We start from the raw sequence: 13223 nt of genomic DNA on the forward strand, positions 1-13223 counted from the left end.
CCAAGTAGTTGTATACCTTTTTATCTCCCCCTTGGGCTTTTATACAAGGCCAATTCAAATGACAACTTTGCTTTATAATTATCTGGGCTTAGCATATAATCTTCTTCTTCAAAGGCTGGAATAGTATCCATTCCGTAACTCAAATTTACACAAGCCCCACTGCTTAATCCTGGAACATCGATACAATCATGTTGGATTTTCTGATCATTTCGTTTCAATTTAAGGAATCCTAGAATCCTAACATTATATTGCCAATTTCCTAAAATAGATGCTGTAAAATCACTTTTTAATTTGGGTATATCCGACTGAAACTTCCAATCGTCAATTGCTGAATATGGAGAAGTCACAGAATATACATATTCGATTACACTTCCTTCCTTTATATCAGGCATTGTAAAAACGGCTTCTTTCCATTTATTCCCCAAGTCTTTATAATAGACATCCTTTTCAAGAAGGTGCTTCTTTTGAACCTTGCCACTTTCTAAAAGGTTGTAGGTAATTCCTTTTATATCATGGATTTTCTCTTCATCATAATACCGTATCTTAACAATAGACTCATCAACCCCCTTTTTCTTAAGTATTTTTACTTTAAAATAATAATCAGTAGTTTTTCTATAGTTCCTTTTTTTATTTAAATAATAGTTTCCATGCTCTTTTAAAATTAGTGCTCCAGCAATTGTATCATTCTCGTAGGCCATCATTTCTAACTCTTCTTTGGAAACATCTCCTAATTTACTTGATATACTTTTTTGGGAATGTGTAGTGAGACTAATAAGTCCTGAAAAGACTAAAAGTATTATTTTTTTCATAAGCTATTTTAATTAAAAACCCTTGCAACTTGCAAGGGTTCAAAAATAAAAAATAGATTTTTTATTGCAAATTTTTAGAGCTTATATGAAACTCTTCATAAGTTTCAAGTAAACTTATAAGACCTGATACTAAATCTTGTGTTTCTAATAAGATACTAAAATATAATGTTGTGTTTTTAGGACTTGTCTCGTCCGTTCTAATTCTATCAACTTGTTTTTCAATTGAACGAGAAACTTCTTTTAATAAAGTTCGTTTTTCTTCAATGATAAGAGAAAGTTTATCAAAACTACGTTCCTCAAAAACATCTTTAATATTACTAAGTAATGACGATAACGTACCATCTATTTCTTTTAAATCCTTTAGCTGACCTTTTTTCAGGTTTTTATGATTATTGTTAACATGTTTATATGTCGCTCTAGAAATATAACTAATAGACTGGGCTACATCTTGCAAATACCCAAGAATTAAAATGTAGAATCTACTGGCTTGAACTGAAGTATCATCTAAAGACTTGATAAAATAAAATACCCCATCTTTTAGGCTATCAATTTCATCGTTTAATTTCGTTACGTGCTTATCTGTTTTACGCAATTTAATTAAATCGTGATTTGCCAAATCATTCACCACACTTGAAAACAATTTGTTTATTCTTTCTGCAACTCCCGCAATATGATCAGAACTTTCCTCGATTACTCCATTAATTGAGATTAACTCTGCTCTTTCAACATAAACCTGTTTCTTTTCTTCTTTTGATTTTCTGGAATACATGATACTCGTTCTTGTTACCAATCCTATAATTAATAACAATAACACAGGAATCATTGCAATATGCCAACTAATTAAATAAGCTACAATACCAGCAGCTGTAAATGCAACAATAGCAGTTAAAAACCAACCTCCAATTACATTAAGTACACCTGCTACTCTGTACACGGCGCTCTCACGTCCCCATGCTCTATCTGCTAAAGAAGTACCCATTGCTACCATAAATGTTACATAAGTAGTTGATAATGGCAATTTCATAGAGGTTGCTATAGAAATTAAAATACTTGCCATAATTAAATTTACCGCTGCTCTTACCAAGTCAAACGCTGGTAACTCATACACCTTATCTTTTGGTAATTTAATTATTGGTTTCTCAAACTTTGAGTTTATATAATCTTGAGTTTTAGAAGGGATAACTAAATTAATTCCTTTATTAGTAAACATTGCCAATCTTACAACAACTCTTGAAAGATTATTAGGCTGAAACTTTTCTTGCCCTTCACCTTGTCTTGATAAATTAATTCCTGTTTCAATTACGGCTTTTGCTTTTTTAGAAGTCCATAATGTAATGACCATAACAGCTCCTGCAAGCAATAATAACCAAACATTAGAAGGCACTTTCTTTGCTAAGACTCCCATTGAAAATTGATCGGCAGCAACACCTGATGCTTGCCATGCTTCATACGAATTTAAAGCGGCAATAGGCACTCCAATAAAGTTTACCAAGTCATTTCCAGCAAATGCCATTGCCAAAGAAAATGTTCCTACGGCAATAATAACGACTAAGATGTTAAGTTTAAAAAACTTTACAATTCCATGTGATATTAACGACCAAAGAGCAAAACTTCCCGCAACAATTGCTACTGAGTTTCCTTCAACTAATCCTTTTATATTTCCATAGAATGGAGTTCCTTTCAATCCTTTGATAATAATGAAATATGTAATTGCGGTAATTGCAAACCCACCAAATAAAGCATTGATGTAAGCGGGTCTTTTTTCAAAATCAAAAGAATAAATTAACCTTGAGAAGTACTGAACGATAGCACCTACCGTAAAGGCTACGATGACCGAAATAACTATTCCGGTTATAATTTCCATAGCTTTTTTATCATTAATATAAGACCAAATATCAGCGATAGTCTGAGTATCACTTGCCGAAATTTTTATTAACGCCATTGCTACTGCCGCCCCTAACAATTCAAATACAATAGATACCGTTGTTGAAGTAGGCATTCCAAAGGAATTAAAGATATCTAACAATAAAATATCTGTAATCATTACTGCCATGAATATGTACATAATTTCTTCAAACATGAACATATCAGGATTAAAAATCCCTTTACGAGCAACCTCCATCATACCGCTTGAAGTAACTGCCCCAATGAACACTCCAAAACTGGCTATAATCATGATTGTTTTAATCGGTATCGCCTTTGAGCCAATAGCTGAATTTAAAAAATTAACAGCATCGTTACTTACCCCCACTACTAAATCTGCTAGAGCTAAAACAGCTAGCGCGACAAGCATTAAAATATATGGATCTCCCATTCTGTAGTTTATAATTTTAGTGTTGCAAAATTACTAACACGTAATATCACAAATGTTATTTTTATGTTATCATTTTTTAAAAATGAATATCTACCTGAAGTCTATATAAAAACTTGTTCCCTGTAAACATTTCATCTATATAACTTATATCAGTTTGGACTTTCAACTTATGTCCAGCAATATACTTTGAAAGTCCTAATGTATAGTTATTTATATCAGACTTACCTGTCAACTCTTCAAAAGAAACATTACCATACCTTCCTGAAACTTCCCAATTCTTCTTAAACAAATAACCCCCTTGTAAATTCAAAGCGCTTCCTTCTAAAACCGATACTTTATCTCCTTTATCATCAAATACAATAGACCCATCAGAATTTTTAGCTATTGCATTCTGCGCATCTCGGTGAGCATATTCTCCCATAAAAGAAAATCCTTTATACTTGAACATAGCGTCAGCAAAAATGGTTGAAATATTCGTTTCATGAAACCCTACATCGTTTCTCATGTAGCTTCCCATATTACTTCTAGTTTTAACTGCATTATTATTAAAATCGTAGGTAAATCCTAAGGCCAATTTCGGTTTCTCTTCCCTATCTAAATCTGCTCCTTTGTAATCGCCCTTTGAACCAGTAAACAGACCAAATGGTAACATTTCAATTCTTGAAGTATATTGAAATCCTCCTAAATTTCCGGTAGTAACATTTCGACCTTCACCTTGAGAAATAGCAATAATTTCTCTTATTAAAAATTTATCTGTTAAATTAAAATGATGTCTTAACTGCATTCCCATATCACGATCTATATTAAAATGTCTATTCAATAAAGATCGATCTACTAACTGCATGTCTCCTGAAGAAATAACACGTTCTCTGTTTCCTGGAAGTTTCGTTTGCCCCATCCATAAATCAAAGTTCTTGTGGAAATTCCATTTTATTACCGCGTCATAAATTACTCTTGGAGCGTTGTTTGTAAATTCATTAGCGCCACCGATATCATTATTTGATAATCCTAACTCAATTTTGTACGTTAGTTTAGGTGAAAAAGCAAAACCGTTAAATTTTAATCTAGCTCTTCTTACAGCAAATGATGTTGATGTCTCTGTACCAGATTCGGTACTCCAATTTGCTTGTGTTAAGAATTGCATTCTTGCGGAAAACTTCATGGACCAAGTACTGTCTTTATCGACAATGTTCAATATTCCTTTACCAAATTTTTTCGTAGTTGTAGTAGTAGGCTCACTTTTTTTTTGCGAATAGGCAAAAAGTGTCATGAGCATGCTTAGTACAATAAGCACGTTTCTATTATTCATTAGATTTAGTTTTTGTCGGACGCAAAGAACCAAACCTAACGTTAATTAAGTGTTAAGTGAATGTTATTAAAAAACTGCTTTGGCCAAATACAGTACGTCATATTCGATAGTCGACAAAAACTAAACTATGACTAGTTCTCAAATTTAAAGAAGTACAAATCTACCCTCTTGTAGTTACGTTATAATTAATTTAACCTTAAATAATTGTTATGTTAAATGTTTATATATAATAAGACAAGCTACTGGGACCTTCTAAAACATCTCTTTTAATTTGCATTACACCAACAGCGCTTGTTACCACATGCCACTTAACCAATGTTATTTCATTGTTTTCAATTTCTAACCCAGTAATACAGCGAGGGTGGACACAACTTCCGTCATTAAAATGTGGCGGTTCGTCTTCAGAAGGAAACCTAGGCCTATGTGTATGTCCTGTAATAATCATTTGATTATTATTTTCTTTAACCCATCTTTCTAATCGGCGCTCTACTCTAATTAACCCTTTATGATTTTGAGCAGGACTCGTTGGGTCTTTTACACCGAGAACTTGCAAGGGCTTCCACAATACTTTTACAAGAAACCTACTAAGCTTCCAAAAGTTATAATTGAACCAATCAGCTTGGTGCCCATGTAATAAAAAGATACTCTTACCATCACTTTGAGTAAGTCTAATCCCTTCCGAAAAAGAAGGCCCTATCATGAGTTCTTTTTCTTTATCATCAGAAGTATTATAATAGTAATGCAAGTTTTCAGCTATTTTCTTTGGATTTCTATAATCCATATCATGATTCCCCCAAATGAAATGTAATCGTCCGAGCTCATGAAATTCTTTCAACAAGAGAAAAACGTCCTTATTTGCATCAAAAATTGCAGAAAACTTATTTTCCCATAACTCATCCCCGTCTCCTAGTTCTATATAGGTAAAGTCTTTGTTTAAGTATTCTGATAAAGCATAATGATAAATTTTTCTATTATGTGAAAAGTCATCAGCGAAACTATTATCTCCCCTGTGACAATCCGAAAACAAGATATACCTGGAATCTTTAGAGAGATCCAATTTTTTTGCATTTAAAAAAGCTCTAGATATTCTATAACTTGAAGACATAACCTTACTTTTTATTAGCATAAAGATGCGGAAAAATTTCTAAAACCTTATACCACAATTTACCCTACCTTAACTTTTTGCATTTTACCCAAATAAAAAACAAAACTTACCTTCTGATTATAAACAAGATACATTACTTTTAAGCTAATAAACTTATCATTAAGTTTTACGAATAAAATTAACTTTAAACCCTTCTAAAATGAAAAGCAAGTATTTACTTATTTGTACGGTATTTTTATACCTGAATTTGAGCAATGTTTTCGCTCAAACCCCCAACATGTTTTATGGTACTATTGAAACAGAATATGCCACAAAACTGAAAAAATTGGCTCCAAATGATATTAATATCATTTCCTCCTTAAATGGATATAGTGCGGTTAAGCTAAGTGATAAAGCTGCCGAAAAACTGCATCACATGGTACTGACTCACGGGCCTGGTTTTATCTTCGAAAAATCGGAAGCCCAAGCCATCAACACCATCAATAACCATCAATCCAGACAACAACAACAAAAAACAGCTAGCTATTCAATTTCTGAAGATCAATTGGTAAATCAAGGGATTACTCTGGTAAACAATACCAATATCGATGCACATATTAGAGAATTGGAAGCCTATGGAACCAGATATCACACTACTCAAAAGGCAAGACAATCGGTGCTAGATTTAAAGCAAAAATGGGAAACCATATCAAATGGACGATCGGATGTATCTGTTAAAATTGTTGAACATCAAAGTACCTCTATGCCCTCCGTTGTAATGACTATTCAAGGTCAAGAATTACCAAATGAATATGTAATTATTGGTGGTCATATCGATTCTGTGAGTCCTGAACGAGATACCAACGCACCTGGAGCTGACGACAATGCTTCTGGGATAGCTACCATTACAGAAGTGGCTCGAGTACTGTTCGAAATGAACTTTCAACCTAAAAGAACTATTGAGTTTATGGCGTACGCAGCTGAAGAAGTAGGTTTAAGAGGTTCTAGAGAGATTGCGGAAGACTATAAAAACAGAAATGTCAATGTTATTTCTTATGTCCAGTTCGACATGACCAACTACAAGGGGTCTCCGAAAGATGTGTATATTTCTGACGATAGCTTTAATAGCACTACTTTAAATTCTTTTTTGGCTAATTTAATGGATCATTACAACGCATCTGGAAGTCATCAATTTACTTATGATTACACACGCTGTAACTACGGTTGCTCCGATCATTATAGTTGGGCTCAGCAAGGGTACGCAGCAGCTTTTCCTTTCGAGGCTTCTTTTAACGAATCAAACCCTTATATTCATACCATTAGAGATACTTCTACCAGGTTCCCTACAGCGAATGCCACCCATGCTGCCAAATTTGCCAAACTTGGACTTGAGTACTTAATTGAAGTAGCAAAAAGCAAGGGTAGCGTTACGGTTCCTTCATATTGTAGTTCTAATGGAAACAATGTTAGCGACGAGTACATTCAAAATGTCACTATTGGGAACATTAATAATAATTCCAGCGCCCAAAATGGATATCAAGATTTCACAGCTCAAAACACTGAATTAAAACAAAACACTTCTCACACCATTTCTATTACTCCAAAATGGACGGGAAGAAGTTATCAGGAAGGTTATGCAGTATGGATTGATCTTAATCAAGATTCAGATTTTGAAGATGCTGGTGAATTGGTATGGAGCAAATCCATTTCAACTGAATCTCCTGTAAGTGGTAGTTTTAGTATTCCATCAACAGCAAAGCTCGGAAAAACTAGGATACGTGTTAGTATGCAATACAATAAAATCCCTTCTCCTTGCGGGGCTTTTAATTATGGAGAAGTTGAAGATTACTCAGTAACCATTGCAGAAGGAGGAGGAACGGATCCTGATCCTGATATCTGTGCTGGGGTACCTCAATACAACGCCAACCAAAATTACCAGTCTGGCGATAAAGTCGTTTATTTTAACACATTATACGAAAGAACATCAAACGGCTGGAAACGTATTGGAACTTGCGGAGTTAATAGAGTAGTAAATGATACCGAACCAATCCCTACATTAGTAAGCAATAATAAAGTCGTTTTGGTTTCTCCGAACCCACTAAAAGGTAAGGTTATCACAGTTCGAATACAAAATGAGTTATGGAAGTATAAAGAAGTGACTATTTACGATGCCAATGGTAAATTGTTACAAAACATTTCAATGAAAGCGGACAGTCAAAATATTGACGTTTCTAACTTATCTGCAGGAATTTACTTTATTTCTCTTTCAAACACCAATAGCATTTACACGCAACAATTAGTTAAAGAATAGTAACCTTAATCAAGTTTTTATTAAATAAACCCGAGCCTTTCAAGCTCGGGTTTATGCATTGCACTCGCTCAAACTTTTCTAATTTGCTGAAACCTTAACATTTTCAATATTCAACGTCATATTTTCATTATTTATATCACTTCCAGTATACTTGAAAGCAATGTAAGCAGTTCCTGAATAAGCTGATAAATCTATTTCGCCCGAATCAGTAAATGTAAACCAAGATGAGAAGTTTTCTAAATAACTAACCTTAAACGGCAATGGTGCCCAAGTAGCGTTCTCAACTCCGCCTTCTTCACCATTAAAATCAGTAGAAATTAGTACTTCTAATGGATCATGCCCCTCGTCTGGATAGGCATGTTGCGTTTGAAATGTTAACATTTCATTGTCCTGTGCTTCTAAGTTGATTTCAGGAGTAATTAACCATACAATATTTGAACTATCACCCGATCCAAACGGATTGAATTCAGCGTAACCATTTCTTTGATATACACTTTCCATCCAAACTTTAGACCCCGCTTCAGCATAGTTAATCCATCCGTCAATATCAAGATTGGTATCATCTGTAGCAGTTTGAAAATCTTCCCCAAAAATAGGATCGCACCTCGCTTCTGTGAAATCTAAATCGTAAGTGTCTCGAATAAATAATTGAAAATCGCCTCTATAATTTCCAATTACTGCTATTATGTTCCCACTCATATCTGGAATAGACTGCGCTTTAAAATCGGCAAAACCACTATTACGCATAATAATCTTTTCTCCATCAATACAGCTGTTAAACACACGATTTGCATTAAAAGTGTTATCCAAATTCCCATAAGTTTGACCTTTACTTTCGGCTTGCATATTATTTAAAGAAACCAACATGCTGTTATGCGATATATTTAAATCTGCTATACTACTTATTTCTCTTGGCACAATTTCAGTTACTATAGAAGATCTTAGTATATGATCTTTTTCAATATCGTTGAAAAATGGTATTCTGCCCACGGAAGCTCCATTAACTTTCCCAATCTCTAACACACCATTATTATCATGCATTCCTAAACCATCTAACTTTACATAAACTTTTCTGCCGATATTATAAAAAGCATACATATCAACTGCGTCAACCGCTAATTGAATTGCAGCTGTAGGACTTTCAGGTTTATTCTGAATAGCTAAAACCTTATACATATTTCCAGCTTCATCACTTGACACAACATAGCCTTCAATTACTAAGCCCTCTCCTATGGAACTAAAATTTAATACATCACTACCTAAATCATTAAAGGTTGCTATTAATGTCGAAATAGAACTATTAACAATTATACTAGGTTCTTCGACTGAAACTTCTGGTAGACAATAATCATTATTATCTACACATGAAACAGCTGCTTTTAAAAATAGAAGTAAAACGGCTATTACAATTATACTTTTCATTTTCATTTTTTTATTGTTTTGGGTTTTGTTAAAATCTTAGATAGACATTCATAAAATAAGTTGTTCCTCTTCCCTGCCAATATTTGTTTCCAAAAATAGGTTTTGATAAATCTTCATCGGCTTTAGAGGTTCTGTAATTGGCATTTCTACCTTGTTCAAAACCTCCAGATATATATTCTTTATTAAATAAATTATTAATGCTAGCGAAAAAACCCACATAATAATTTCCTATTCTCCAAGATTTACCTCCCACCGCATTCACGATCAAATAGCTATCAAATTCTTCTTGAGCCAAAAGTCTTTTCGCAATTATTGGATCGTATTCAAAAAACTCAACACCATCAGCATCTATAACAAAGTTTTCCGTTCTTTTTAAAGGAGCTATATCTACAAAAGTGTCATCTAAATAGTTTACAGTAGCACCTAGCCACCAATAGTCAGGATCTCGATATTCAAAACCAATAGAATACGCCTTTTGAGGACCTGATGCAATACGGTAATTTTTTAAATATGCGACTTGAGCTGATTGAAGTCTTTCAGGTAAAGGAGCATCTGAAGTAAGATAAATTAAGGGATTGTTCTGATAAGTATATTGACCTATATTGGCCGCTCCTTTTAACTTAGTTGATGGAGTTAACTGTAAATCAACTCCTATCTCAAGTCCAAAATGTCTTTTCTCAATTCCAGTAAGCACTTCCTGAACAAATGCAGCATTATCTCCTCCAATACCATCTGCGAAAAAAAAACCGATTTCAGTAGCATCTTTAATACCTATAAAATATCCAGTAAGTTTCGTTTGTAACAAAGGAGAACGAAAAATATAACTAGTATCAAAAGACAGCATCTTTTCACTACTCAAGCTATTTACAGTTTCATTGTTTTCTCTTGGATTTGAAAATGTATTTCTCAATGTTGGAGCCTTCGTAATATAACCTCCGTTAACATCTACTAAATGACCTCCTAAAAACTTAGAGGTAAATCCAGTTTTTATACTAAAATTAGTGAACCCCATTTTTTCAGACTCTCCAAAAGAGTTATCGACATAACTTCCATTCTGGTATAGTCCTTCTCTCTGATGATTAGATTTTGACACATTCCCAGCAATATAAAAATCAACTTTCTTGTATGTAAATTGCCCTTGTAAAAAAGCGCTATACATACTTGAATTGAATATATAATTATAACCGAAGCGATCTCCCGTTGTAACTAGTCTATTTGGATTCCTTACATCATTTTGTTTGGATGTTAAATCATCTCCAAAAGTATCGATATCTAAAAAACCGTCCCCTCCAAGTAAATCAATAACATTTGCAAAATTCTCAGACTTCACTTGCCTAAATTGTACTTTACCATTCAATGTGATATTGTTATTTAATTGGCTTGAAAAAATCGTGTTTATCGAAAACTGATCTTCATCATTTCTATCTTCATATAAGATATATTTCGAATTTGTACTTTCTATTCCTGTCAAGTTCTGACGTATCATCTCATCCCAATTCCATTGTCCATTATCTAAGAATTCTTGCAACAAATCGTACTCCATTCCGGTGCCATTTCTCAAAGCAAAACTTGGTAACTTCTGATAGTATGTTGGGTCTGGATTTGAGCCTCCACCAATAGGCCATCCATTTACCAACCTAGTCCCATTAAAATTTATACGACTATTACCTATTCTACCTATTTGATAAGAAAAGTTGGTATTCAATCTTGTATTCTCAGACACACTCCAATAATGATTCAACATGATTATAGGCTCAAACAAATCTTTTACTCTAGAGTTTCTTACTTTACCATTTTGAAAACCCCAATACGGATTGTATTTACTACCTTTTAAATCAAATACCTCTTGAGTATTCGGAGCAGACTTCCCTCTTTTATTAGCAGCTGCAATTAAAGATGCATTGATACTGTGACGATCATTAATTACTTTTTCTACAGATAAAAACATAGAATTCGCGTCGTAAAATGTCCCATTTACATAGCCTTCATTTCCCGCTCTTCTGCCTCCAGAAATTGCAAAAGCCCATCCATTTTTAGACAAACCTGAAGTATATGTTCCTATTACTCGATGTACATAACTTCTATTTGAAGAGGCATAAGAAATTCGAATTCCTTTTGAATATTCTGATGCTCTCGTATTAATGTTTGTAGTTCCTAGAGCACCTCCAAAATCATAACTAGAAGGAGTTAATCCACTTGTAAATTCTTGATTTCGCATGACATCGTTTAAACCACCCCAATTACTCCATTGAGGTCTTCCGTTGTAAAACTTATTCATTTCGACTCCATTAATCAATACTTTGCCATTTTCCGAGTCTAATCCTCTTACTCTAAAAAAAGACGAACCCCATTCAAAGGCTGCTGTTCTTAAATATAAATCTTCCGATGACTGCAATAAACCAGTAATATTATCTGCAATACTAGTATCATCATTAAGTTCATCGTCGGCAATTGTTATAATACTTAAATCTTGATCTTCTGAAATATCTTCGTATAATAAAATAATACCGAGATCAATAGTTTCTCCTAAAAACTGTACTGGATAATTTTGAGTTTCATATCCTTGAAGCGCGACGGTTATGTCATAGTTTCCGTTTGGAATTTTTTCTAAGATAAAACTACCATCACTTTTTGTTGTCCGACTTAAGTTTAGCTCTTTGATACCAACGAAAACTTCTTGCAGAGGCTCTTCCGAATTCTCCTTTAAGACAATTCCTTTTAAAACGTTTTGAGATTTTACAGATACGCAGACACAAAACAACATGACAACCGTTGTCCTAAAATTTTTCATAGCAATTAAATATTTTAGTTAAGTTCTCTAAATGAGAATTCTAAATTACAAAAAAATAAATAAACCACTCAAAATCAAGAGATTTACAAAGGGATTTACTTTTTTATCTTATTTTTAGCCGAAATTTCAATTCTATGAAAAAAAATGTAATTCTTACTATTTTAAGTTTTTCTCTCGCATTTTGCTACGCCCAGAAAAGTAAAACATATAAGATCAGGACCATTGCTTTTTACAATTTAGAAAACTTATTCGATCCCTATGATGACCCTAACAAAGACGATGAAAAAAGTCCTATTATGGAAATTAAAAGCGATCGAGAAAGAGTATATCAAGATAAACTTAATAAGTTAGGAGAGGTAATTTCGCAGATTGGTATTGAAAAAACTCAAACCAGTCCCGCTATTTTAGGTGTTTCAGAAATAGAAAATAAAAAAGTTCTTGAAGATTTAGTTGCTTCGGAAAAATTAAAGGACAAACATTATGGGATAATCCATTTTGATTCACCTGATAAACGAGGTATTGATGTTGCCTTACTTTATCAACAAAAGTATTTCAAACCCGTTCACTACGAAATCTTTAATCCAAACATTTATTACAATAATAAAAAAATATATACAAGAGACATACTTTTAGTTTCAGGTTATTTAGATGATGAATTAATTCATGTTATTGTGAACCATTGGCCTTCTAGAAGAGGAGGTGCTGAAAAGACAAATCCTTCAAGAGAAAAAGCAGCCTATAAAGTTAGTCAGATTATTGAGAAAATTAAGTTAAATGATCACAACCCAAAAGTTTTAATTTTAGGCGACTTTAATGACGACCCTACAAATTCAAGTTTTAAAAGTGTATTAAAAACAAAATCTAAGAAAAAAAATGTGTCGGAAGGAGATATTTACAACCCCTACGAAGATATGTTTCGCAGGGGTTTTAGTACATTAGGTTATAGAGGTAAATTTAATCTTTTCGATCAAATAATGTTCACTTCTCCTATTTTAAATCGGGGGAATAAAGATTTTTCAAACTTTAAAATGTATAAATCTGGTGTTTTCAATAAGACATTTTTAACTCAAAAAACGGGAAAATTTAAGGGGTATCCATTTAGGAGTTTTTCTTACGGGAAATATACGGGAGGATATAGTGATCATTATCCAGTCTATTTATACCTAATTAAAGAAAATTAGAA

General features: G+C 33.3%; 8 protein-coding genes. 2 read left to right on the plus strand and 6 right to left on the minus strand.

Annotation, left to right across the window (positions count from 1 at the left end; all coding sequences use genetic code 11):
* Positions 1–20 precede the first annotated feature (20 nt).
* The 4 genes from BLW23_RS12670 to BLW23_RS12685 form a co-directional block, all read right to left on the minus strand.
* Positions 21–809: a DUF3857 domain-containing protein gene (locus tag BLW23_RS12670; RefSeq protein WP_093670397.1), complete on the minus strand. Its 789-nt coding sequence runs from the start codon at positions 807–809 to the stop codon at positions 21–23.
* A 61-nt stretch (positions 810–870) separates the two neighbouring features.
* On the minus strand, positions 871–3123 hold the full coding sequence (locus BLW23_RS12675) for an inorganic phosphate transporter (RefSeq protein ID WP_093670399.1): 2253 nt from the start codon (positions 3121–3123) through the stop codon (positions 871–873).
* A 76-nt stretch (positions 3124–3199) separates the two neighbouring features.
* Positions 3200–4432 (minus strand): porin, encoded by a 1233-nt coding sequence (locus tag BLW23_RS12680; RefSeq protein WP_093670401.1) that lies wholly within the window; start codon positions 4430–4432, stop codon positions 3200–3202.
* A 220-nt stretch (positions 4433–4652) separates the two neighbouring features.
* Positions 4653–5537: a metallophosphoesterase gene (locus BLW23_RS12685; protein ID WP_093670403.1), complete on the minus strand. Its 885-nt coding sequence runs from the start codon at positions 5535–5537 to the stop codon at positions 4653–4655.
* A gap of 199 nt (positions 5538–5736) precedes the next feature.
* Between BLW23_RS12685 and BLW23_RS12690 the strand changes: the two genes are divergently transcribed.
* Positions 5737–7827, plus strand: a complete 2091-nt coding sequence (locus BLW23_RS12690; protein ID WP_093670405.1) for a M20/M25/M40 family metallo-hydrolase — start codon at positions 5737–5739, stop codon at positions 7825–7827.
* A 78-nt stretch (positions 7828–7905) separates the two neighbouring features.
* Here BLW23_RS12690 and BLW23_RS12695 read toward each other — a convergent pair whose 3' ends face one another.
* Both BLW23_RS12695 and BLW23_RS12700 read right to left on the minus strand, forming a co-directional pair.
* A complete protein-coding gene (locus BLW23_RS12695) occupies positions 7906–9249 on the minus strand; it encodes a DUF5689 domain-containing protein (protein ID WP_176829819.1) in 1344 nt (447 codons plus the stop codon).
* A gap of 28 nt (positions 9250–9277) precedes the next feature.
* A complete protein-coding gene (locus tag BLW23_RS12700; protein WP_093670409.1) occupies positions 9278–12040 on the minus strand; it encodes a TonB-dependent receptor in 2763 nt (920 codons plus the stop codon).
* 134 nt (positions 12041–12174) lie between these two features.
* On the opposite strand from BLW23_RS12700, the gene BLW23_RS12705 reads away from it, so the two are divergent.
* On the plus strand, positions 12175–13221 hold the full coding sequence (locus tag BLW23_RS12705; protein ID WP_093670411.1) for an endonuclease/exonuclease/phosphatase family protein: 1047 nt from the start codon (positions 12175–12177) through the stop codon (positions 13219–13221).
* Positions 13222–13223 lie beyond the last annotated feature (2 nt).

Source organism: Tenacibaculum sp. MAR_2009_124, assembly GCF_900105455.1.
GTDB lineage: Bacteria > Bacteroidota > Bacteroidia > Flavobacteriales > Flavobacteriaceae > Polaribacter.

Excerpts from the sequence above, each read along its gene's own strand:
- BLW23_RS12670 (WP_093670397.1), bottom strand. The coding sequence starts at position 809 with ATGAAAAAAATAATACTTTTAGTCTTTTCAGGACTTATTAGTCTCACT.
- BLW23_RS12675 (WP_093670399.1), bottom strand. The coding sequence starts at position 3,123 with ATGGGAGATCCATATATTTTAATGCTTGTCGCGCTAGCTGTTTTAGCT.
- BLW23_RS12680 (WP_093670401.1), bottom strand. The coding sequence starts at position 4,432 with ATGAATAATAGAAACGTGCTTATTGTACTAAGCATGCTCATGACACTT.
- BLW23_RS12685 (WP_093670403.1), bottom strand. The coding sequence starts at position 5,537 with ATGTCTTCAAGTTATAGAATATCTAGAGCTTTTTTAAATGCAAAAAAA.
- BLW23_RS12690 (WP_093670405.1), top strand. The coding sequence starts at position 5,737 with ATGAAAAGCAAGTATTTACTTATTTGTACGGTATTTTTATACCTGAAT.
- BLW23_RS12695 (WP_176829819.1), bottom strand. The coding sequence starts at position 9,249 with ATGAAAAGTATAATTGTAATAGCCGTTTTACTTCTATTTTTAAAAGCA.
- BLW23_RS12700 (WP_093670409.1), bottom strand. The coding sequence starts at position 12,040 with ATGAAAAATTTTAGGACAACGGTTGTCATGTTGTTTTGTGTCTGCGTA.
- BLW23_RS12705 (WP_093670411.1), top strand. The coding sequence starts at position 12,175 with ATGAAAAAAAATGTAATTCTTACTATTTTAAGTTTTTCTCTCGCATTT.